This is a genomic window from Actinocorallia sp. API 0066, from assembly GCF_020991275.1.
Classification (GTDB): Bacteria; Actinomycetota; Actinomycetes; order Streptosporangiales; family Streptosporangiaceae; genus Actinocorallia.
Genome location: NZ_JAJLQY010000008.1, coordinates 150,125 through 171,730, shown reverse-complemented (window position 1 = coordinate 171,730; position 21,606 = coordinate 150,125). Strand labels below are relative to the sequence as shown.

General features: G+C 73.7%; 18 protein-coding genes and 1 pseudogene. 12 read left to right on the top strand and 7 right to left on the bottom strand.

Annotated elements, in window-relative coordinates; translation table 11 throughout:
• Nucleotides 1–10: 10 nt before the first annotated feature.
• The 3 genes and pseudogenes from LO762_RS33960 to LO762_RS21060 form a co-directional block, all read right to left on the bottom strand.
• A pseudogene (locus tag LO762_RS33960) lies at nt 11–580 on the bottom strand (erythromycin esterase family protein); the annotation flags it as partial.
• On the bottom strand, nt 553–717 hold the full coding sequence (locus LO762_RS21065; RefSeq protein ID WP_230617574.1) for a hypothetical protein: 165 nt from the start codon (nt 715–717) through the stop codon (nt 553–555). The gene LO762_RS21065 and the pseudogene LO762_RS33960, both read right to left, overlap by 28 nt.
• A gap of 524 nt (nt 718–1,241) precedes the next feature.
• Nucleotides 1,242–2,222 (bottom strand): patatin family protein, encoded by a 981-nt coding sequence (locus tag LO762_RS21060; protein WP_230617573.1) that lies wholly within the window; start codon nt 2,220–2,222, stop codon nt 1,242–1,244.
• Nucleotides 2,223–2,474: 252 nt separating this feature from the next.
• On the opposite strand from LO762_RS21060, the gene LO762_RS21055 reads away from it, so the two are divergent.
• The 5 genes from LO762_RS21055 to LO762_RS21035 are packed head-to-tail and all read left to right on the top strand — an operon-like array spanning nt 2,475 to nt 9,561.
• Nucleotides 2,475–4,091 (top strand): ABC transporter substrate-binding protein, encoded by a 1,617-nt coding sequence (locus LO762_RS21055; RefSeq protein ID WP_230617572.1) that lies wholly within the window; start codon nt 2,475–2,477, stop codon nt 4,089–4,091.
• Nucleotides 4,064–5,980, top strand: coding sequence for a prolyl oligopeptidase family serine peptidase (locus tag LO762_RS33600; protein WP_230617571.1), 1,917 nt, complete (start codon nt 4,064–4,066; stop codon nt 5,978–5,980). Before LO762_RS21055 ends, LO762_RS33600 begins: the two co-directional genes overlap by 28 nt.
• 52 nt (nt 5,981–6,032) lie before the next feature.
• Nucleotides 6,033–6,983, top strand: a complete 951-nt coding sequence (locus LO762_RS21045; protein WP_230617570.1) for an ABC transporter permease — start codon at nt 6,033–6,035, stop codon at nt 6,981–6,983.
• Nucleotides 6,980–7,792 (top strand): ABC transporter permease, encoded by an 813-nt coding sequence (locus LO762_RS21040; RefSeq protein WP_230617569.1) that lies wholly within the window; start codon nt 6,980–6,982, stop codon nt 7,790–7,792. The genes LO762_RS21045 and LO762_RS21040 overlap by 4 nt, the downstream gene beginning before the upstream one ends.
• Nucleotides 7,789–9,561, top strand: a complete 1,773-nt coding sequence (locus LO762_RS21035) for an ABC transporter ATP-binding protein (protein WP_230617568.1) — start codon at nt 7,789–7,791, stop codon at nt 9,559–9,561. The genes LO762_RS21040 and LO762_RS21035 overlap by 4 nt, the downstream gene beginning before the upstream one ends.
• 22 nt (nt 9,562–9,583) lie before the next feature.
• Here the strand turns inward: LO762_RS21035 and LO762_RS33595 are convergent, their stop codons facing one another.
• The 3 genes from LO762_RS33595 to LO762_RS21020 all read right to left on the bottom strand — a co-directional run bounded on the left by LO762_RS33595 (nt 9,584) and on the right by LO762_RS21020 (nt 12,588).
• Entirely contained in the window at nt 9,584–10,171 is a 588-nt protein-coding gene (locus LO762_RS33595) for an XRE family transcriptional regulator (RefSeq protein WP_230617567.1), read from the bottom strand.
• A 115-nt stretch (nt 10,172–10,286) separates the two neighbouring features.
• Nucleotides 10,287–11,294 (bottom strand): sugar phosphate isomerase/epimerase, encoded by a 1,008-nt coding sequence (locus tag LO762_RS21025; RefSeq protein WP_230617566.1) that lies wholly within the window; start codon nt 11,292–11,294, stop codon nt 10,287–10,289.
• A gap of 91 nt (nt 11,295–11,385) precedes the next feature.
• On the bottom strand, nt 11,386–12,588 hold the full coding sequence (locus LO762_RS21020) for an ROK family transcriptional regulator (protein WP_230617565.1): 1,203 nt from the start codon (nt 12,586–12,588) through the stop codon (nt 11,386–11,388).
• A gap of 104 nt (nt 12,589–12,692) precedes the next feature.
• Here LO762_RS21020 and LO762_RS21015 point away from each other — a divergent pair, with 104 nt between their 5' ends.
• The 7 genes from LO762_RS21015 (at nt 12,693) to LO762_RS20985 (ending at nt 19,799) form a co-directional block, all read left to right on the top strand.
• The gene (locus LO762_RS21015; protein WP_230617564.1) at nt 12,693–14,174 is read left to right on the top strand and encodes a sugar ABC transporter ATP-binding protein; all 1,482 of its coding nucleotides are present in this window, start codon (nt 12,693–12,695) and stop codon (nt 14,172–14,174) included.
• On the top strand, nt 14,171–15,172 hold the full coding sequence (locus tag LO762_RS21010) for an ABC transporter permease (protein WP_230617563.1): 1,002 nt from the start codon (nt 14,171–14,173) through the stop codon (nt 15,170–15,172). Before LO762_RS21015 ends, LO762_RS21010 begins: the two co-directional genes overlap by 4 nt.
• 48 nt (nt 15,173–15,220) lie before the next feature.
• A complete protein-coding gene (locus LO762_RS21005) occupies nt 15,221–16,273 on the top strand; it encodes an ABC transporter substrate-binding protein (RefSeq protein WP_230617562.1) in 1,053 nt (350 codons plus the stop codon).
• Between the two features lie 23 nt (nt 16,274–16,296).
• On the top strand, nt 16,297–17,442 hold the full coding sequence (locus LO762_RS21000; protein ID WP_230617561.1) for a Gfo/Idh/MocA family protein: 1,146 nt from the start codon (nt 16,297–16,299) through the stop codon (nt 17,440–17,442).
• A gap of 314 nt (nt 17,443–17,756) precedes the next feature.
• On the top strand, nt 17,757–18,524 hold the full coding sequence (locus LO762_RS20995) for a TetR/AcrR family transcriptional regulator (RefSeq protein ID WP_230617560.1): 768 nt from the start codon (nt 17,757–17,759) through the stop codon (nt 18,522–18,524).
• 2 nt (nt 18,525–18,526) lie between these two features.
• The gene (locus tag LO762_RS20990) at nt 18,527–19,210 is read left to right on the top strand and encodes an enoyl-CoA hydratase-related protein (RefSeq protein ID WP_230617559.1); all 684 of its coding nucleotides are present in this window, start codon (nt 18,527–18,529) and stop codon (nt 19,208–19,210) included.
• A gap of 73 nt (nt 19,211–19,283) precedes the next feature.
• Nucleotides 19,284–19,799: a hypothetical protein gene (locus LO762_RS20985; RefSeq protein WP_230617558.1), complete on the top strand. Its 516-nt coding sequence runs from the start codon at nt 19,284–19,286 to the stop codon at nt 19,797–19,799.
• A 13-nt stretch (nt 19,800–19,812) separates the two neighbouring features.
• On the opposite strand, the gene LO762_RS20980 is transcribed toward LO762_RS20985, so the two are convergent.
• Complete coding sequence (locus tag LO762_RS20980; protein WP_230617557.1) at nt 19,813–21,552, bottom strand: amidohydrolase family protein; 1,740 nt, start codon at nt 21,550–21,552, stop codon at nt 19,813–19,815.
• Nucleotides 21,553–21,606 lie beyond the last annotated feature (54 nt).

Below are 21,606 nucleotides of genomic sequence, written 5' to 3'. Positions count from 1 at the left end.
TGTCGCGTAGGTTCCAGGCGTCGGGGCCGCCCTGGAGCATCGCCCGGTAGTAGGTGGCCGACCCGGCGACGACCTCCGCGTTCTGGCGGGCGCCGAACCCCGCCTCGTCGGGACCGGCGTGGGTGTGGACGGCCGTGAGGAGGTCGGCGATTTCGTCGGCGCACGCCTCGGGCACGGCGCGGGTCGTGAGCGTGTAGCTCTGCGGGTCGTGGCCGTGGGCGTCGAAGCAGGCCGTCGCGGCGAGCACGGCCGCTTCCTGTGTGGGCAGCCGCTCCCGGACGTACCTGAGGAGGGCGTGTAGGGAGTCCCACAGGCTGTAGACGTCGAGGCCGTGGAAGCTGACGCGGTGGTTCGGCGGGTGGGCGGTGTTTTAGGCGCGCGGCCAGCGGGAGAACTCCGCGGCCTCGCGGTTCGCCCACAGGAACGTCGGCCAGCGGGTGAACGCCCGCACCGCCTTGTCGGACGGGCCGGCGCCGGTGATGGCGCGGTGGATGCGGGCAGAGTCCGACCAGTCCCCCTCGACGCCGACGAACGAGAACCCCGGTTCCGCGATCAGCGCCGGGTGAGGGTGGCCCGCCACAGGTAGAACTCGTGCGTGTCGTGGCTCGCCTCCCCCACCAGCACGAACCGCGCGTCACCGATCCGCGCCAGCAGCGGATCAAGATCCCCGTCCCGTTCCAGCGGCAGCGCGTCCCGCCCGAGCACCGCCGCGTCCATGGCGCACTCCCGGACTCCGCCGATCGCCCACCCCTTTCCCACGCAGAAGGCACGAACCGCCACATGACCGAACCTCGCCCCCCAACAGACCAACTCACCCCCTCAGGCATGAGGAATGCGCAAACAGCATGACTCGGGCAAGCATTGATGACCCGGCATGAACGGGCAGAACAGGGCGTCATAGCGCGGCGAGGACCACTTGCGCCGCCGGTCGCGCGGCTCCGGGAGGAACGGGCACAGGCACGGCATGGCCGCCGAAGCTCACCAGCGGGATGATCAGGGCGTTCGGCGTAGGTACGCGGGGTGGCGTTCACGGCGCACCCCATCATCATCGCCGGGGCGGGGCCGCGCGGGATGGTCAAGGCGTTCGGCGTAGGTACGTGGGGCGGCGTGCACGGCGCACCCCATCATCATCGCCGGGGCGGGGCCGCGCGGGATGGTCAAGGCGTTCGGCGTAGGTGCGCGGGGCAGGCGCGTGGCGGCGCGCCCCGGCGCCGTCGTCGGGGCGGGGCCGCGCGGGATGGTCAAGGCGGTGAGGGGAGGGCGGGGGTGAGGTGGGTGGTGATGGCGGTGTAACCGGCGGTGAAGGCGGCTTGGAGGACGGGGGCGTGGGACTCCAGGCGGCCGACGCGGGGGGAGTCGGGGGCGGGGCGGATCGACATGATCGCTGGGCCGTCGGGGGGTGTTGTCGTGTCGTGTCGGGCGAGGAGGACGTCGGCGGCGGCCAGTTCGGCGGTGCGGGCCAGGAACGCGGTGCGCAGGGCCGTCGAGTGGCGGCGCAGGCCGACGCCCGCGACGACACGGGTGCCGAGGGACGGCGTGCCGCGTTCGGGCGCGGTGTCCTGCGGGCGGCGGGAGCGCAGCACGAGGATGTGGGTGGCGCCGTCGCGCAGCGCCTGCCGGAACGGGATCGACTCGGCGACGCCCGCGTCGTAGTAGTGGCCCGCGCCGATCGGCACCGGCCGTCCGGCCAGGACGGGCAGGGCGGCGCTCGCCCGCAGCGCGAGCCGCAGGTCGGCGGCGCACGTGAGGGTGGGCCGCAGATCGACGGACCGGCCGGTGACGACGTCGGTGGCCAGCGGGTGGAACTCGACGGGGTTGGCCAGCACCGACGCGAAGTCCAGCGGGAACTCGCGCAGGTAGACGACCTCGACGAGCCGTTCGACGTCCACGATGGGCCGGGCCCGCAGCAGGTTCCGCCGCCGGATCAGCGCCCTGGCGAACGCGGGGTCGGTCCAGCCGCGCAGCCCGTCCGGGCCGGAGCTGAGCAGCCACGCCCCCGAGATCGCGCCCGCCGACGACCCGTACACCGCGTCGAACAGCGGCAGCAGCCCGAGGTCCCGGACGGCCAGGGCCATCCCGGCCGACACCGTGCCCCGCATGCCGCCGCCCTCGATCGCGAGCGCCACCCGGAACCCGTCATCGCGCTTTCCCGGCACGCTTCCGGCCGCCGCCCGCTCGGCCAGCACCTCGCCGACGCGGTGCCCGCGCACGTTCTCCCCCACGACGCCCCTCCAGCCCTCGGACCGCCATACCGCCCGAAGTATAGGTTTCCTTCCCCTCTTCTCCGACCCTTTCCCGATCTTCGCCTTCGCCCTCTTCTGTGCCCGTCCGCGTGCCGTGTGACGGAGGGCTCCTTCGCGGGGCCCGGGGAGTTCTTGACTGGATCGGTGGGGATAAATACTCTTTCTGCCCAATCGGATAGTTATGGTAGACGCCGCTGGTGGACGCCATGGTGAACAGAGGGTAGGTGGCGGATGAGCGGGTCCGGTCGGGTGTCGCGGCGGTCGTTCCTTCAGGCGGTGGCGCTCGCGGGAGGTGTCGCGACGCTGCCCGGGTTCCTCACGGCGTGCGGCGCGCCCGAGGCCCCGGAGACGGCCAAGGGCGGGCAACTGGACGTCCTCAAGGTGGCGCTCCCGTCCTCGCTCGGCTCGCTCGACGCGAGCAAGGAGGCCGGGATCATGAACTACGTCGTCGCCCTCCTCACCCAGGAGGCCCTCGTCGGCGTCGGCCCGGACGGCGAACTCGTGCCCGCGCTGGCCGAGTCCTGGAAGAGCGACGACGCCAGGACCTTCGTCTACCGGCTGCGCAAGGACGCCACCTTCTCCGACGGCACCCCCGTGACCGCCGACGACATCGTGGCGAGCCTGGAGTACAACACCAAGAAGGGCTCCACCTCGGCCTTCGCCTACGCCTACGCGGGCGTCAAGTCCGTCAGGGCGACCGGCGAGCACGAGGTGACGATCGAGCTCGACGCCATCGACAGCTCGTTCGCGTGGACGGTCTCTCCCGGCACGCTGCTTGTCACGTCGCGGAAGTTCCTGGAGCACGGCGACAAGATCGGCACCCCCGAGACCCTCATCCTGGGCACCGGCCCCTACAAGGTCACCGAGTTCGCGCCCGATTCACACGTCACCCTGGAGCGCAACGACGCCTGGTGGGGCGGCAAGGCCGCGATCGGCAGGATCCGGTTCGACTTCATCGCCGAGGACTCCACCCGGCTCCTGGCGATGCGCCAGGGCGAGGCCGACATCGCGCTGAACGTGCCGCTGGAGCAGCTCGCCCAATGGCAGGGCCTCAAGGGCGTCGAGGTCAAGACGACGACGGACCGGTCCCTCGTGGCGCTCGCGTTCAACACCGCCGTCAAGCCGTTCGACGACATCCACGTCCGCAGGGCCGTCGCGCACGCCGTCGACCGCGAGGGCATCGTCAGAAGCGTCTTGGGCGGCCACGCCGAAGTGGCCACCACACTGCCGTCGTCCGCGCAGTGGGCGGGCCTGCCCGCCGCCGACGTCGACGCGCTGTACGCGACGATCCCGCAGGCCGGGTTCGACCTCGCCAAGGCCAAAGCCGAACTCGCCGCCTCCTCCGTGCCGAACGGGTTCAAGGCCGAGCTGACCTTCCCCAACAGCGGCTCCCAGCTCGGCAAGGCGGCGCTGACCCTCGCGGAGAACCTCAAGGGCCTCGGCATCGACCTCACCGTCAAGGAGATCACCCTGGAGGCGTGGATCGCGGAGCTGACCGAGCGCAAGAAGGGACTCATCTACGGCTGGTACTTCGCCACCACCGGCGACCCCGCCGAGTTCACCCAGCAGCTCCTCAACGGCGCGAACGCGGCCGAGGGCGGCACCAACATCGCCTCCTACGCCGACGCCAAGGTGACCGGCCTGCTCGACCAGGCCAAGGGCACCACCGAGGAGAGGAAGCGCGCCGAGCTGATCGGCGAGGCGCTGCGCCTCGCCGCCGCCGACCTGCCCTACCAGCCGCTGTGGTGGGGCCAGTCCGCGACCGCGTTCGGCCCGAAGGTCACCGCCGAAGGGTACGGCCCGTACTTCTTCATCTCGCCGTGGGCCGCGCGGGTCGCGCCGAGGTGACCGCCGACCCCCGCGCCGCGCACGCCGCCCTGACCGCGGCCCGCCTCCCCTCGGACGTCACCGCCGACGGCGCCCTGATCGCCTTCACCGTGCCGACCGAGGGGCGGATGGCGCTGCACGTCATGGACGCGGCGGGCACCGGCGCGGCGCGGCCGCTGCCCGGCACCGACCACGTCCTGCCGCGCTGGATCCCCGGCACGGGCCGCCTCGTCGCGGTGACGGCCGACCTCGCCCGGATCGAGGAGATCGACCCGCGAACCGGCGCGATCGCCTGGTCGCGGCCCGTGGACGGGGCCGTCGAGGACGTCGTGCCCGCGCCGGACGGGCGGCTGCTGGTGCGGGCCGCCGACCCCGGCAGCGACCGGGACGGCATGCACCTGGGCGTCCGGGTCCCGGAGGCCGCCGACCCGCGCGTGGACGTCCCGGGCGCCCGGCTCCGCCGCCTGTTCCTCGCCCGCGCGGGAGCGGACGGCCTGTCTCCCGTCGATCTCGGCACGCGCACCGTGTGGGAGGCGGACTGGCGGGGCGGGGACACCGCCGTCGCCGTCGTGTCCGCCGACCCCTCGCCGAGCGGCTACTACGCGCCCAGCCTCGTGGCGATCGACCTGCGGGACGGCACCACGAGGACGCTGCTGACGACACCGTGGCAGCTCGCCCGGCCACGGCTCTCCCCGGACGGGCGCGGCGCGGTCGTCGTGGAGGGCCTGTCGATCGTCTCCGGGAGGATCCTCAGGGTGGACCTCGCCTCCGGCGGGGTCGCCCTCGGGGAGGCGCTGGACGACGTCACCGACCTGGGCTGGCTCGACGACCGGTCCCTCTGGTTCGCCGGATGGGCCGGGACGGGCGTCCAGGGCGGCGTCGTCGGCGCGGACGGCACGGTCCGCGCCCGCTGGACGGCGCCCGCCGCGCTCGGCGGCCGGGACGGCCAGCCCTCCCTCGCGCCCTGCGGCCCCGACCGCGCCGCGACGGTCTGGGACGGGCCGGACGCCCCGCCGGAGGTCGTCGTGGGCTCCCTCAGCAAAGGCCGGTTCACCCCGCGCACGGCGTTCAACACCGGCCTGCGCGGCCTCACCGACGGGCTCGTCCGGGAGGAGCGCGCCTGGACGGCCCCGGACGGACGCGTCATCGAAGGGCTCCTCCTCCGTCCGGAGGGTCCTGGCCCGTTCCCGCTCGTGGTGCTCGTGCACGGCGGGCCGACGTGGCTGTGGGCGCGGGCGTTCGCGCCCGGCGAGTCCAACCTCATGGCGGTGCCGCTGGCGCTGGCCGGGGCGGCGGTGCTGCTGCCGAACCCGCGCGGCAGCGGCGGCCGGGGCCAGGACCACGCCCGCGCCGTCATCGGCGACTTCGGCGGCGCCGACCTCGACGACGTCCTCACCGGCGCGGACACGCTGATCCTCGACGGTCTGGCCGACCCCGACCGGCAGGCGATCGCCGGGCTCAGCTACGGCGGCTACCTCACCGCGCACGCGATCACCAGGACCGGGCGGTTCCGCGCCGCCGTCGTCATGTCGGGCGTGCCGGACTGGGTGAGCTTCCGCACGACCAGCGCCCTCGGCGGCGGCTACGACGCGCTCTACCACGCGGGCGCCGACCCGGCGACGCCGTCCGGCCGGGAGTTCCTCGCCGCCCGCTCCCCCCTCACCGCCGCCGCCTCCGTGACGACGCCGACCCTGATCCTGCACGGCGAACTCGACCGGATCACCACGCTCGGCGAGGCGGAACGGCTCTACCGGGCCCTGGCCAGAGCCGGAACCACCACTCAACTCGTGACATATCCTCGCGAAGGCCACGAGCTGGTCGAGCCGGAGCACTGCGCCGACGCCCGCGACCGCGTCCTCGCCTGGCTCACCGACCACGGAGTTCTCCCCGGCCCCGGAGGAGCCGCATGACCGCCGCCGCCCGCCCCGCGCCCCGCCGCCCCGCCCCGCCCGGCCGGACCGCGTGAGCGCGGGTTTCCTGGCCCGGCGGGCGCTCGGCACCCTCGCCGTCCTGGCGATCCTCTCCGTCGGCGTGTTCGGCCTGCTCTACCTCGCGCCCGGCTCGGTCGAGAGAACACTGCTCGGCACCCGGCCCGCCTCCCCCGAGGCGCTGGAGGCGATCCGGGCCCGGTACCACCTCGACGAACCCGTCGTCACCCGGTACCTCCGGTGGCTCGGCGGCGTCCTCCAGGGCGACTTCGGCACGTCGATCCGCACCGGGATGTCCGTGACCGACGCCATCGGCTCCCGACTCCCCCTCACCCTGCAGCTCACCGCTTACGGGACGCTCCTCGCCGTCCTCCTGGGGCTGCCCCTCGGCATCGTCGGCGCGTTCCGCAAGGGCAGGGCCGTGGACCGGGCCGCCTCCGTCACGGCCGTCGCCGGGATGAGCGCGCCGCCCTTCGCCGCCGGACTCGTCCTCCTCATGGCGTTCGCCGTCCACCTCCCGTGGTTCCCCGTCTACGGGGCGGGCGAGGGCTTCGGCGGCAGACTGCTGCACCTCACGCTGCCCGCCCTCGCGCTCGCCATCGGCGCGGCCGGGCTCCTCGTCCGGTTCACCCGGACCGCCCTCGTCCGCGAACTCGACAAGGACTACATCGTCTTCGCGCGCGCCCGCGGCCTGCCCCCGCTCCGCGTCGCCGGATACGCGCTGCGCAACGCGCTCATCCCCATCCTCACCGCGGTCGGCCTCATCGTCACCAGCACCCTCGCCGGGACCGTCCTCATCGAGGTGACCTTCGCGCTGCCCGGCCTCGGCTCCCTCCTCGTGGACTCCGTGACGTTCAAGGACATGCCCGTCGTGCAGGCCCTCGCGCTCCTGCTGACCCTCTTGATCTCCCTCGTGAACCTGCTCGTGGACGTCGCCTACACCGTCGCCGACCCGCGCGTCCGCTTCGGGGAGGACACCCGATGAGGCTTCCCGGGCCCGCCGTGGCCGTCGCGCTGCTCGTCCTCGCCGCCACCGGGACCGCCGCGCTGTTCGGCGGCCTGCTCGTGCCCGACGCGACCGCCCAGGACCTCACCACCGGCATCACCTTCCCCGGCCCCGGACACCCCCTCGGCACCGACGAGCTCGGCCGCGACGTGCTCCGCCTGCTCGTCGCCGGAGCGAGCACCGCCGTGCTCGGGGCGCTCGCGGTCAGCGCCGGGTCGATGCTGACCGGCAACCTCATCGGACTCCCCGCCGGATACCTCGGCGGCCGCGCCGACGCCCTCGCGATGCGCTGGGCCGACCTCATGCTCTCGATCCCCGCGCTGCTCGTCGCCGTCGTCGTCGCGGGCGTCATGGGCGGCGGGTACTGGCTCGCGATCCTCGTCCTCATCGTCCTCTTCGCGCCGACCGACGCGCGGGTGGTGCGCGGGGCGGTGCTGGAACAGCGGTCCCGCGCCTACGTGGAGGCGGCGCGGCTCCAGAACCTGACCTCCTGGCGGATCATGACGCGGCACGTCTGGCCGAACATCCTTCCGGTGGCGCTGGCGAACGCGTTCCTGAACTTCGCTTACGCGCTCGTCTCCCTGGCGTCGCTGTCGTTCCTCGGCCTCGGCGTCGCGGCGGGCTCACCCGACTGGGGGCGCACCCTGTCCGACAACAAAGGACAGCTGTTCGCCAACCCGTGGGCGGCCGTCGCGCCCGGACTCGCGATCATCATCACCGCGGCGGCCGTCACCGTCGTCGGCGACTGGCTCCAGGAACGGGCGGAACGACGGAGGCTCGCACGATGAGCATCGGAGAAACAAAGCCGCTGATCGACGTCCGGGGGCTCCGCGTCGGCCGCGCCGCCGACGGACGGACCCTGCTGTCGGACGTGTCCTTCGCCGTCGAGGCCGGGCGGTCGCTGGCGATCGTCGGGGAGTCCGGGTCCGGGAAGTCGCTGACCGTCCGGGCCACCCTCGGGCTGCTGCCCGCCGGGCTCGTCGCGCAAGGTGACGTCACGCTGGCCGGGCGGCCGGTGTCACGGGACCCCAAGGCGTTGCGGGCGTTGCGGGGCGGCACCGTGTCGCTGCTCCTCCAGGACCCGTTCACGCTGCTCAACCCGCTGCGCAAGGTCGGGAAACAGATCGCCGACGGGCTCGCGCGCGGCAAGCGCACGCCGGCGGAGATCGCGCGGCGGCTCGCGGAGGTCGGGCTTTCCGCCGACGTGGCGGAGCGGCGGCCATACGAGCTGTCCGGCGGGATGCGTCAGCGGGTCGGGCTCGCGTGCGCGCTGGCGGGCGACCCCACGATCCTCATCGCCGACGAACCCACGACCGCGCTGGACGTCACCACCCAGGCCGAGGTGCTCGACCTGATCCGACGGGTCCAGCGCGAACGCGGCATGGCGTTCGTGCTCATCACCCACGACCTGCGCGTCGCGTTCTCGATGAGCGACGACGTGCTCGTCCTGTACGCCGGACGGACCGCCGAGACCGGGCCCGCCGCCGCCGTGCGCGCCGCGCCCCGGCACCCGTACACGCGGGCGCTGCTCGCGGCCGAACCGCCGCTGGACCGGCGGCTCACGGTGATCCCCTCGATCCCCGGCACGGTGCCCGCGCACGACGCCGTTCTCGGCCGCTGCGGGTTCGCCGACCGGTGCGCGCTCGCCGGGGACGCCTGCCGGGACGGGACGCCCGAGCCGCGTCCCGCCGGGCCGGGGCGGACGTCGGCGTGCGTGCGGGCGGACGTGCTCGCGGCGACCGCGCCCGCCGAGCCGGAGACGGCGCCCGAGCCTGAGCCCGCCGAAGGGTCCGGGCCCGCGCTGCTGGAAATCAGCGGGCTGATTAGGACGTTCCGGGGCGCGAAACGGCCCGCGCTGGCGGGGATCGACCTGCGGGTCGGGCCCGGCGAGGCGGTCGGGATCGTCGGGGAGTCCGGCTCCGGCAAGACCACGCTCGCCCGGTGCGTCGTCGGGCTGGAGCGGCCGGACGGCGGCGCCATCACGTTCGACGGGACGTCCTACGGGGACCTGCGGGCGCTGCCGAAGGGCGAGCGGGCGCGGGTGCTGCGCGGCGTCCAGATGGTCTTCCAGGACCCGTACTCCTCGCTCAACCCCGTCCGCTCCGTCGGCGCCGTGCTCGCCGAGGCGCTGCGGGCCGCCGGACGGGACGGCGGGAAGGCCGAGGTCGCGGCGCTGCTCGACCTCGTCGGGCTGCGGCCCGACGTCGCCGGACGGCCGCCCGCCGGCATGTCGGGCGGCGAACGCCAGCGCGTCGCGATCGCCCGCGCCGTCGCCGGACGGCCCCGGCTGCTCATCTGCGACGAATCCGTGTCCGCGCTCGACGTGTCCGTCCAGGCCCAGATCCTCGACCTGCTAGCCGACCTGCGCTCGTCCCTCTCCATGGCGCTGCTGTTCATCACGCACGACCTCGCCGTCGTCCGCCAGATCACCGACCGCGTCTACGTCCTCGCCTCCGGCCACTGCCGCGAGTCCGGCCCCACCGCCCAGATCCTCGACTCCCCCACCGACCCCTACACCCGCGCCCTCCTCGCCAGCGTCCCCATCCCCCGCCCCTGACAGCGCGGCCCGGCGGCGGGGGTCAGAGTTCGTCGTAGGACAGGAGGGTGAGGACACGGGCCGGGTCGGGGCCGGTGGTGTAGACGTGGTCGTGTTCGGCGGCGAAGCGGAGCGCGTCGCCGGGGCCCAGGTCGACCGTCCAGCCCTCGGCGGCGACCGTGACCGTGCCGGAGACGACGTAGGCGTACTCGACGGAGCCGGGGCCGTGGGAGTTCTTCACGCTGCGCGTCCCGGCCGGGATCCAGCCCTCGGACAGCTCGAAGCGGCGGCGCTCCCACGAGCCGAACAGCATCCGCACGGACTGCTCGGCCGCACCGCCGTCCGGGTCGGCGCGCAGCACCTCGGGACCGGCCATCCGGGGCCTGGCCAGCTCCAGGAAGCTCTCGCCCAGCGCCGCCGCCACCCGCGACAGCACCTCGATCGTCGGGTTCGCGACACCCCGCTCGATCTGCGACAGCAGCGCCTTGCTGACGCCCGTCGCCTCCGACAGCTCCCGCAGGCTCATCCCGCGCGCCAGCCTGATCCGCCGCACGTTCTCCGCGACCACGGCGCGCGGCGCCGGACCGCCCACGCCCTGCTCGGCCGCCGCGCCGCCCACTGCGTTCCCCACCCGCCCGTCCTTTCCTCAGCCCCCATCATGCCGCCCCCGCCCCGCCGAAGGCCACCGCCCAGAACCCCCGCCCCGTCCACGAGGGGGGTTCTGTCGGCGAGCGGCGTAAGGGGGGTCAGGGTCGGCTGAAGGCGGCGTCGAAGGAGGCGGCGGGGGGTTCGATGCGGGTGAGGGAGCGGATGAAGGCGAGGGCGTCGGGGGCGCCGACGAGGCGGTCCATTCCGGCGTCCTCCCACTCGATGGAGAGGGGCCCGTCGTAGCCGATGGCGTTGAGGGCGCGGAACGCGTCCTCCCAGGGGACGTCGCCGTGGCCGGTGGACACGAAGTCCCAGCCTCGGCGCGGGTCGCCCCACGGCAGGTGCGAGCCGAGCCTGCCGTTGCGGCCGTTGCCGGTGCGGCGCCGGGTGTCCTTGCAGTCCACGTGGTAGATCCGGTCGGCGAAGTCCAGGAGGAACCCGACGGGGTCGAGGTCCTGCCAGACGAAGTGGCTCGGATCCCAGTTCAGGCCGAACGCGGGACGCCGGTCCACCGCCTCCAGGGCCTTGACCGTCGTCCAGTAGTCGTAGGCGATCTCGCTCGGGTGGACCTCGTGCGCGAACCGGACGCCCTCGGCGTCGAACACGTCGAGGATCGGGTTCCAGCGTTCGGCGAAGTCGGCGTAGCCCCGCTCGATCACGCCGTCGGGGACGGGCGGGAACAGCGCGACGGTGTGCCAGATCGACGAGCCGGTGAACCCGACGACGGTGTCGACACCGAGCAGCGCGGCGGCCCGCGCGGTGTCGGCGATCTCGCGGGCGGCGCGCCGCCGGACGCCCTCGGCCTCGCCGTCGCCCCAGACGCGGTCGGGCACGATGGCCCTGTGCCGTTCGTCGATCGGGTGGTCGCAGACGGCCTGGCCGACGAGGTGGTTGGAGATCGTCCAGACGTTCAGGCCGTACCGGTCGAGCAGCGCGCGGCGGCCCTTGACGTAGCCGGGGTCGGCGAGGGCGCGGTCCACCTCGAAGTGGTCGCCCCAGCAGGCGATCTCCAGCCCGTCGTACCCCCAGTCGGAGGCGAGGCGGCACACCTCCGCGAACGGCAGGTCGGCCCACTGGCCGGTGAAGAGCGTGACGGGACGCGGCATGGGTTCTCCTCGGACGGAGGACGTGTGCGTCGACCACGTCACGGGTGGTGCGCCGGACGTCAGGGCGTGCCACCGCCCCGTCCGGACGCGGTCATTGTGACCCGACCGGCGCGGCCGGGTCAACGGCGACGGACCGGTCGATGCTCTGCGGCGCGAGCACGTGCTCCAGCACCATCGAGGCGGCCCCGATGACGCCCGCGCGGTCGCCGAGGCGGCTCGCCCGGATCGTCAGGTGCTGCGTCGCCAGCGGCAGTGACCTGCTGTAGATGGCCTCCCGGACGCCCGCGAGGATGTGCTCGCCGGCCTCGGCGATGTCGCCGCCGATGACGATGGTCGAGGGGTTGAAGAAGTTGACGATCGCGGCCATCACCCCGCCGACCTCGCGTCCCGCCTGACGGATCAGCCGGGCCGCGCGGGTGTCGCCCGCGCGCAGCAGCGCCACGACGTCGCGGCTGCCCCGCGCGTCGATCCCTTCGGCGCGCAGCGCGGCCGCCATGGCGGCGCCGCTCGCGACGGCCTCCAGGCAGCCGATGTTGCCGCAGCGGCAGACGGCCTCGCTGGCGGAGACGACCTGGATGTGTCCGACGTCGCCGGCGGCGCCCTGCGCGCCGCGGTGCAGCCGCCGCCCGGAGATGATGCCGCAGCCGATGCCGGTGCCGATCTTGATGAGGATGAGGTGGTCGGTGTCGGGCCTGACGGTCCGGTGCTCGCCGAGCGCCATGATGTTGACGTCGTTGTCGACGAGGACCGGCGCGCCGACGCGGTGGCCGATCCACTCGCGGACGGGGAAGCCGTCCCAGCCGGGCATGATCGGCGGGTTGGCGGGCCGTCCGGTGGCGTGGTCGACGGGGCCCGGCAGGCCGACGCCGACGCCGCACACGTCGGGGAGGCCGCGGCCGAGCCCGTCGAGCATCAGGCCGAACACGGCGACGGCGTCGTCGAGGGTGGCTTCGGGGCCTCGGTCGACGGGCAGTTCGACGGCCTGTTCGGCGAGCACCGTCATGCCGAGGTCGAGGACGGCGAGCCGGGCGTGGGTGGCGCCGAGGTCGGCGGCGAGCACGACCCGGACGCTCTCGTTGAACACGAACGCGGCGGCGGGTCGGCCGCCCGAGGAGATCGCGTCGTCGGTCGGCACCACCCAGCGGCCCTGGACCAGCGCGTCGAGCCGCTGCGACACCGTGGAGCGGGCGAGCCCGGTGAGCTGGGCGAGTTCGGCGCGGGTGCGGGCCCTGCCGTCCCGCAGGATCGCGAGGAGGGCGCCCGCGCCCGCCGCGGTCTGGGGTTCGTGTGACATGGCCGCCATCTTATCGCGGCCACCCTCGGACTTTCGTTGACAGAAATCATAAGTCGGTCCTATCGTCGCCAAACATGGAGGATATAAGCAGTCCGATCCTCGTAATGGCCGGCATTGTGAAGCAGTTCCCGGGGGTCCGGGCGCTCGACGGCGTCGACCTGGAGGTCAGGCCGGGCGAGGTGCACTGCCTGCTCGGCCAGAACGGCGCGGGCAAGTCGACGCTCATCAAGACGCTCGCGGGCGCGCACCAGCCCGACGAGGGCGAGATCCGGCTGCGCGGCGCGAAGGTGCGCCTGGCCAGCCCCGTCGCCGCGCTCCGGCTCGGCGTCGCCACCCTCTACCAGGAGCTCGACCTGGTGGACGGGTTGAGCGTCGCCGACAACATCTTCCTCGGCCACGAGAAAGCACGGCTCGGGTTCGTCAGCACCGGCGAGACCGGCAGGGCCGCCGTCCGGCTGCTGGCACGGCTCGGGCACGGCGAGATCAGCCCGGCCGCCGAGGTCGGCACGCTGCCCCCCGCGGGCAAGCAGGTGGTGAGCATGGCGCGGGCCCTGTCGCACGACGCGCGGCTCATCGTCATGGACGAGCCGTCCGCCGCGCTCGCGCACGACGAGGTGGCCAACCTGTTCCGGATCATCCGCGAGCTGACCGGGCAGGGCGTCGCCGTCGTCTACATCTCGCACCGGCTTGAGGAGATCCGCGAGATCGGCGACCGCGTCACCGTCCTCAAGGACGGCAGGACCGTCGCGTCCGGGCTGCCCGCCGCGACGACGCCGACCCGCGAGATCGTCGCGCTGATGACGGGACGCGACGTGGACCAGGTGTTCCCGCCGCGACCCGCGCCGGGGTTCCACGACGACCGGCCCGAGGTGCTGCGCGTCGAGGGCCTGACCGTGCCGGGCGTGGTCACCGACGTGTCGTTCGCGGTGCGGGCCGGGGAGATCGTCGGCCTGGCCGGGCTCGTCAGGTCGGGCAGGTCGGAGATCCTGGAGGCCGTCTACGGGGCGCGTCCCGCCTCGGGGAGGGTGCTGCTCGACGGGAGACCGGTGCGCGGGATCGGCGGCGCCGTCGCGCTCGGCCTGGGCCTGGCCCCCGAGGAGCGCAAGCAGCAGGCGCTGCTTCTGGACGAGAGCGTCACCCGCAACATCACGCTCGGCGGGCTGCGCCGCTACTCCCGGCTCGGCTGGGTGGACCGCGAACGGGAGCTCGCCGACGCCCGCGCCCAGATCGACGGCCTCGGCATCCGCCCGGACGACCCCGCCCGTCCCGTCCGGACGCTTTCCGGCGGCAACCAGCAGAAGGCGGTGCTGGCCCGCTGGCTGGTGCACCCGCGCCGCCTCCTCCTGCTGGACGAGCCCACCCGGGGCGTCGACGTGGGCGCCCGCGCCGACCTGTACGCGGTGATCCGCCGCCTCTCCGACGCGGGCATCGGGGTGCTGCTCGTCTCCAGCGAACTGCCCGAGGTGCTCGGCCTCGCCGACCGCGTCCTCGTCGTCCGCGAGGGACGCACCGTGCACGAGGCGGCGGCCGCCGACCTCGACGAACACCGGGTACTCGACATGATCATGGAGGGGAGCGCGCTGTGAAAGGCACGCCCACGCTCGCGGCGGTCAAGGCGCCCGCCGCGCTGACCCGGTCGGCGGGCGCGCTCGCCGGCCGCCGCCACCTCGGCCTCATCGCCGCGCTCGCGCTGCTCGCGCTGGTCGGGCTGCTCACCCAGCCGGACAACTTCGCGACCTCGTCCAACGCCGTGAGCGTCCTCGCGCTCGCCTCGACGATCGGCGTCATCACCGTCGGGATGACGTTCGTCATCATCGGCGGCGGCATCGACCTGTCGGTCGGCGCGGTCATGGCGCTCGCCTCGGTGTGGGCGACGACGCTGGCGACCCAGTCGTACGGGCCGGTCGTCATGGCGGTGTGCGCGGTCCTCGTCGGGACGGGCGCCGGTGCCGTCAGCGGGCTGCTCGTCGCGTACGGGCGGATGGTGCCGTTCATCGCGACGCTCGCGATGATGGTCGCGGCGTCCGGGCTCGCGCAGCGGCTCTCCGACCGCAGGACACAGCTCGTCAAGCCCGAGAACGACGCGATCGTCGCGCTGTCCACGACCCGGTGGCTGGGGCTGCCGATCCTCGTCTACGTCTTCGCCGCCGTCGTCGCGGCCGGGTGGGTGCTGCTCAACCGGACCACGTTCGGCCGCCGCACCTACGCCGTCGGCGGGAACCCCGAGGCGGCCCGGCTCGCGGGCATCGACGTGCGCCGCCACACCCTGTACCTGTACGCGCTGTCCGGGTTCTGCTGCGGCGTCGCCGCGCTCCTCATCATGGCACGGACGACGACGGGCTCCTCCACCCACGGCAACCTGTACGAACTCGACGCGATCGCCGCCGTCATCATCGGCGGCACGCTGCTCACCGGCGGGCGCGGCACCATCATCGGCTCGATCCTCGGCCTGCTCATCTTCACCGTCATCACGAACCTGTTCATCCTCAACGGGCTGAACACCAGCGACCAGCTCGTCGCCAAGGGCCTCATCATCGTCGTCGCCGTGCTGCTCCAGCGGCGCGGCCTCCCCGGCACGACCTAGCACCCCCGCACGTCTCCACCCCCCACCCCCACAGAATCAAGGAGAGCCATGTCCCCCAACGTCGGACGCCGCCGCTTCCTCCTCGGCGGCGCTGTCGTCGGCACCGCGGCGCTCGCCACCGCGTGCACCGGCAACGACCCCGAGTCGTCCGCGAGCCAGGCCCCCGCCCCCGCCTCCACCGGCGCCAACGACGCGCCGGGCCAGAAGGTCGTCATCGGCTTCTCCGCGCCCGCCGCCGACCACGGCTGGATCGCCGCCATCGCCAAGAACGCCGAGGCGACCGCCGGCCAGTACTCCGACGTGGAGTTCAAGGCGGTCGAGCCGACCGACGACATCAACACGCAGATCGCCGCCGTCGAGTCGCTCATCGCCGCGAAGGTGAACGCGCTCGTGCTGCTGCCGAACGACGGCCAGCAGCTCAACCAGATCGCGCGCAAGGCCAGCGACGCGGGCATCCCCGTCGTCAACCTCGACCGGATCTTCCCCGACAAGCTGTCGTATCGGACGTGGATCGGCGGCGACAACTACGGCATGGGCGTCGCCGCCGGGCACTACGTCGGCGCGAAACTCAAGGACAAGGGCGTCGCGAACCCCGTCATCCTGGAAATCCAGGGCATCGCGACGCTCCCGCTCACCCAGGACCGCAGCAAGGGCTTCGCCGACGCGCTCAAGACCTACGGCTTCGCCGTGACCGCCCGGCAGGCCGCCCAGTTCACCGTGCAGTCCGGCAACGAGGTCACCGGGAACCTGCTCCAGGCGCACAAGAAGATCGACGCGATCTGGAACCACGACGACGACCAGGGCGTCGGCGTGCTCGCCGCGATCAAGGAGTCCGGACGCGGCGAGTTCTTCATGGTCGGCGGCGCCGGATCGGCCAACGCCATGCGGGAGATCCAGTCCGGAAGCGGCGTGCTGGAAGCGACCGTCACCTACAGCCCGACCATGGCGTCGTCCGCCGTCAGGCTCGCCCGGCTCATCGCGCAGGGCAAGGGCATGACCGACCTCGTCGAACACCAGGTGCCGCAGTCGCTCACGCTCGCCTCGGAGACCATCACCAGAGACAACGTCGACGAGTACCTGCCGCTCGGCTTCGAGTCCTGACCACCCTGAGAACGGAGAACCCTGTGACTGACATCAGGCCCACGCTCGGGGTCGGCTTGGTCGGATACGCCTTCATGGGCCGCGTGCACTCGCAGGCGTGGCGCAGCGTCGGGGCGTTCTTCGACCTGCCGGTGCGGGCTTCGATGACGGTCCTCGCCGGCCGGTCGCCCAGCGTCGCGGACGCCGCGGCCGGCCTCGGCTGGACGCACGCCGTCACCGACTGGCGGGACCTCGTCGCGCGCGACGACGTCCACATCGTCGACATCTGCGCGCCCGGCGACGCGCACGCCGAGATCGCGCTCGCCGCGCTCGCCGCGGGCAAGCACGTGCTGTGCGAGAAACCGCTCGCCAACACCGTCGCCGAAGCCGAGGAGATGGCCGCGGCGGCGGAGAAGGCCGCCGCGCGCGGCGTGCTCAGCATGGTCGGGTTCAACTACCGGCGGGTGCCCGCCGTGGCGCTCGCCCGCGACCTCGTCGCCGCCGGACGGCTCGGCGCGATCCGGCACGTCCGCGCCCAGTACCTCCAGGACTGGATCGTCGACCCGGAACATCCGCTGGTGTGGCGGCTCGACCGGGAACGCGCCGGATCGGGGGCACTCGGCGACATCGGTGCGCACATCATCGACATGGCGCAGTTCGTCACGGGTGAGGCGGTCACCGGGGTTTCCGCGCTCACCGAGACGTTCGTGCGGGAACGTCCCCTGCCCGGCGGGGGCGGGCGGGGGCCGGTCACGGTCGACGACGCCGCGGTGTTCCTCGCCCGGATGACGGGCGGTGCCCTCGCCACGTTCGAGGCGACCCGGTTCGCGTCCGGCCGCAAGAACGCGCTGCGCCTGGAGGTGAACGGCTCGCTCGGCAGCCTCTCCTTCGACTTCGAGTCCCTGAACGACCTGTGGTTCCACGACCACACGCTCCCGCCCGAGGAGGCGGGCTTCCGCCGCGTCATCGCGACCGAGGCGGGCCACCCGTACGCGGGCGCCTGGTGGCCGCCCGGCCACGGCCTCGGCTACGAACACACCTTCACCCACGAGATCCGCGACTTCCTGGAGGCCGTCGCCACCCGGACCCCACCCGCCCCGAGCTTCACCGACGGCCTCCAGGTCCAGCGCGTCCTGGCCGCCGTCGAAGCCAGCGCCGCCGCCGACTCCCACTGGACCCCGATCCCCTAGCCGCCCCTCCAGGCCCGTTTCCGGCCCCGGCGCCCCGGGTCCCCGAGCCGCTCGTCGCGTCGAGACGGGCGGCTCGGGGAGTGCCACCCCGGCCGCGCCACCCGGACCACGGGCCCCGCCCCGCCCGTCCCCCAGGACCGGCGGGGCCTTCGGCGTGCCCGCCTCCGCGCGGCTTCCTGCCGCCGCCCCGCCTTTGACGGCGAGCTCGATCGTCAGGCCGGACCGTGGACGTGTCCGGGGCTGGGGCGGTAGTTATGGAGCGTTTGCTCTGTTATGGTGGCCGCGTGGCGCGACCGAGGGTTCATGATCTTGAGATGGTGGTGGACGCCGTGGAGCGGCGGGTCGCCGAGGGCGGGCCCGGCGCGGTGACGGTGCGGGGGGTCGCCGCCGAGACCGGGGTGTCGAACGGGGCGATCTACCACGCGTTCGGGTCGCTGCCGGGGCTGCTCGGACGGGTCTGGGTGCGCGCCGCCAGCGGATTCCTCGACGTGCTGGAGGCCGCCGTGGCCGGGGCGGACACGCCCGTCGAGGCCGTCGTCGCGGCGGCCGACGCGCCCGCCCGGTTCGCGGAGCGACGGCCCGCCGCGGCCCGCATGCTCATGACGGTGGACCGCGAGAAACTCCTCGGCCCCGACGCCGCCGAAGCCGTCCGCGCCGACCTCGCCACGCTGGACGCCCGGCTGCTCGCCCTCCTCAAGGCGCTCGCCCGCGCCCTGTGGGGGCGCGCCGACGCCGCGGGCGTCGGCGTCGTCACCCTGTGCGTCGTCGACCTCCCCACCGCCGCGTTCCGCCGCCCCCTCGCCAGCCCCCGCCCCGACCACCCGGCGCCCGGCCCCGGCCCCGGCCCCGGCCCCGACGAGCGCGGCACCGAGCCGCCGGGCGCGGGCGAGCCCGAGGCGGGCGGGCCCGGCGCGGGCGGGGGGTCTCCGATCAGCGGGGACACGCGGCGGCGGCTGGAAGTCGCCGTGCGCGCGGTGCTCGCGCTTCCGCCGCCCGGACACGCCGCGCGGGAATCCGGCACAAAAGACTCGACAGGCACAACCGGAGCGAAGAGCTCGGCAGGAACGCACCAGGAGGAATAACCATGTCGCTCTCCCCTGAACTTCCGACACTGCACCGTGAGGGGTCGGTGTTCACGCTCGACCTCGGCGGGGGTGAGAACCGGTTCTCGCCCGACTGGATGGACCGGGTGCACGGGCTGCTCGACGCCGTGGTCGGGCATGACGGGGCGGCGGCGCTCGTCACGACGGCGCGGGGCAAGTTCTTCTCGAACGGGCTCGATCTGGAATGGCTCGGCGCGCATCCGGACGAACTCGTCTCCTACGTGGCGCGGGTCCAGGAGCTTCTCGCCCGGTTCCTGACGCTTCCGGTGCCGACGGCGGCCGCCGTCAACGGGCACGCGTTCGGGGCCGGGGCGATGCTGGCGACGGCGCACGACTTCCGGTTCATGCGGGCGGACCGCGGCTACTACTGCTTCCCCGAGGTGGACATCCTCATCCCGTTCACACCCGGCATGGCCGCGCTCATCCAGGGCAAGCTCACGCCCGCCGCCGCCGTCGCCGCGATGACGACCGGCCACCGGTTCGCCGCGCCCGAGGCCGCCGAGGCGGGCCTGGTGGACGCCGCCGTGCCGCTCGACGCGCTCGTCAGGACCGCCGCCGAACGCGTCGGGGCCCTGGCGGGCAAGGACCGCGGCACCCTGGAGGCGATCAAGGCGACGATGTTCGCGCCCGCGCTCGCCGCGCTGCGCGAGGCGGTGCCCGCCTGACGTCCCGGAGGAACGGCACCGGTCCAAAAGGACCCGGCTGGGCACAGGCCGGACGATCATGCATGATGGGTACATGATCGAGCACCGAGAGCTACCGTCGGCGCTGGACGAGGACGCCCTCGCCGCGCTGTCCGGCGCGCACCACGACCGCACCGTGCTGGCCCGGGGCACCCGCGAGGCGGGCGGCCACCTGGTGAAGGTGTACGGGATCGAGGCGCCGGGCCGTGCCGTCGCCGACGGCGACCTGGAGTCCGCGCTGCGCCTCGCCGACCGGCACCTGTCGGCGGGGCCGCGCGGCTCCCTGGGCCTGGCGGTGCTCATCGCGCACGCGGGCGGCGACGGCGACTACGTGCTCGTGCACACCTGGATCGAGGCGTTCATGTCCGATCTGGCGATCTTCACCGGCCCGCCCGGCCGCCCCGACCTGCTCCGCCCTGCCCGCACCGGCCTCGCCCCGTGCGTCTGGGAGGCCGCCGTCCTCGCCCATGAGCGCACCGCCTTCTCCCGCCACCTCCTCGACGGCGCCTCTCCGCTGGCGTCCCGCGTCACCACCTGGGCCACCGACACCCTCCACGGCCCCGTCCGCTGACCGGCGCCCGAAGTCAGCTCGCGGCGCGGGCGCGCAGGAAGCGGCCGGTGCGGCGGGTCTCGAAGTCGGGGGTGAAGGAGCCGAGGCCGTAGAGCTGGGTGCCGCCGACGAAGGTCGCGACGACCGTCGCGTCGTTGCGGTTGACCATGCGGACGAGGCCGTCGAAGGCGGCGGCCGGCGCCTCGTGCACGTCGTCCAGGGAGGCGTCCAGGTGGTCGGGGTCGATGATGACGAGGTCGGCCCGGTCGCCTTCGCGGAGGAAGCCCGCGTCGATGGTGTACCAGGCGCCGAGTTCGCCGGTGAGGCGGTGCACGGCGCGTTCGACCGTCATGAAGCCCTCGTGGTGGGCGCGGCGCAGGAGGCGGAGGCCGAAGTTGTAGAACGCCATGTTGCGCAGGTGCGCGCCCGCGTCGGAGAAGCCCATCTGGACCTCCGGCAGCGCGCTGAGCTTGTTGAGCGCGGCCGGGCGGTGGTTGGAGATCGTCGTCTCCCAGCGGACCTTCGGGCCGTGCTCGACGACGAGGTCGAGGAACGCGTCGACGGGGTGCACGCCGCGCTCGTCGCCGACGTGGCCGAACGTCTTCCCGATGACGGACGCGTCGGGGCAGTCCACGATGCGGGCGTCGTAGAAGTCGCGGTGCCAGACGCGCGGCGACCACCTGCGCTCGTAGTCGCGGCGGAACCGGCGCCGGTACGCCTCGTCGCGGAGCAGCGCGTTGCGTTCGACCTCGTCCTTGAGGTGCAGGGCGGCGGCGCCCGCGCCGAACTCCTCGAAGATGACGAGGTCGATGCCGTCGGCGTGCACCTGGAACGGGACGGGCAGGTGCTGCCAGCGGAAGTCGCCGCCGAGCCGGTTCACGATCCGGGCGAGCGGCCCCATGACGTGCATGAGCAGCGGGTTGGCCTTGACGTCGGCGGCCGTCAGGTAGCTGGTCTTGAGCGGTTTGCGGCCGCCGCGCCCGAGGGACGCGGCGAGCGCGGGGATCAGCGCGACGGGGTAGGTGAGGTTCGGGATGGACTGGAGGACCCGGCCCGCGCTCCGCACGATCGTCTGGAGCCTGCGGCGTTCGGCGCGGGTCGCGAACGTGGACGGCAGTGTGCGGGAGCGGTAGCGGTCGCCGTCGAGCTTGTCCCAGGGGTTGCGCATCTCCGACAGGCCGAGGAGGCCCGCCTTGAGCGCGTCCACCAGCAGCAGCTCCATCCGGCGGATCTCCGCCTCGGTCGGCCGGACCCGGGCGTCGGTGGCGCGGCCGAGGCCCATGACGGCGGCGCGCAGGTCGGACTGGCCGAGGAACGCCGTCACGTTCGGGCCGAGCGGGAGCCGTTCCAGGGCCTCGACGTACTCGGCGGCCGTCGTCCACGTCCTCGTGCGCTCCAGGCTCGCGATGACGTGCTCGCGCGGGACGGCCTCGACCCGGCTGAACAGGTCGGCGGCGTCCAGCGGGTCGACGTGCACGGTGCTGAGCGAGCACGAGCCGAACACGACGGTCGTCACCCCGTGCCGGACGGACTCGCCGAGGCCGGGCGCGGCCAGGACCTCCGCGTCGTAGTGGGTGTGGATGTCGATGAAGCCCGGCACGACCCACTTGCCCGTCGCGTCGATCACCCGGGCGCCGTCGAGGTCCCCGGTGGTGACGGCGGCGAGCCTGCCGTCGCGCAGGCCCAGGGTGCGGACGGCCGACGGGCCGCCCGTCCCGTCGAACCAGCGCGCGCCGCGGATGACGATGTCGAAGTCCCTGCCGTCAGAACCCATGCCGGAAAGCGAATCCGATTCAGGTTGGGGTGTCAATGGGTCGCGGCGAAAAAG

Excerpts from the sequence above, each read along its gene's own strand:
- LO762_RS21020 (WP_230617565.1), bottom strand. The coding sequence starts at position 12,588 with ATGTCACACGAACCCCAGACCGCGGCGGGCGCGGGCGCCCTCCTCGCG.
- LO762_RS21055 (WP_230617572.1), top strand. The coding sequence starts at position 2,475 with ATGAGCGGGTCCGGTCGGGTGTCGCGGCGGTCGTTCCTTCAGGCGGTG.
- LO762_RS21035 (WP_230617568.1), top strand. The coding sequence starts at position 7,789 with ATGAGCATCGGAGAAACAAAGCCGCTGATCGACGTCCGGGGGCTCCGC.
- LO762_RS20995 (WP_230617560.1), top strand. The coding sequence starts at position 17,757 with ATGGTGGTGGACGCCGTGGAGCGGCGGGTCGCCGAGGGCGGGCCCGGC.
- LO762_RS21005 (WP_230617562.1), top strand. The coding sequence starts at position 15,221 with ATGTCCCCCAACGTCGGACGCCGCCGCTTCCTCCTCGGCGGCGCTGTC.
- LO762_RS21065 (WP_230617574.1), bottom strand. The coding sequence starts at position 717 with ATGGACGCGGCGGTGCTCGGGCGGGACGCGCTGCCGCTGGAACGGGAC.
- LO762_RS21015 (WP_230617564.1), top strand. The coding sequence starts at position 12,693 with ATGGCCGGCATTGTGAAGCAGTTCCCGGGGGTCCGGGCGCTCGACGGC.
- LO762_RS21025 (WP_230617566.1), bottom strand. The coding sequence starts at position 11,294 with ATGCCGCGTCCCGTCACGCTCTTCACCGGCCAGTGGGCCGACCTGCCG.
- LO762_RS20980 (WP_230617557.1), bottom strand. The coding sequence starts at position 21,552 with ATGGGTTCTGACGGCAGGGACTTCGACATCGTCATCCGCGGCGCGCGC.
- LO762_RS20990 (WP_230617559.1), top strand. The coding sequence starts at position 18,527 with ATGTCGCTCTCCCCTGAACTTCCGACACTGCACCGTGAGGGGTCGGTG.
- LO762_RS20985 (WP_230617558.1), top strand. The coding sequence starts at position 19,284 with ATGATCGAGCACCGAGAGCTACCGTCGGCGCTGGACGAGGACGCCCTC.
- LO762_RS21040 (WP_230617569.1), top strand. The coding sequence starts at position 6,980 with ATGAGGCTTCCCGGGCCCGCCGTGGCCGTCGCGCTGCTCGTCCTCGCC.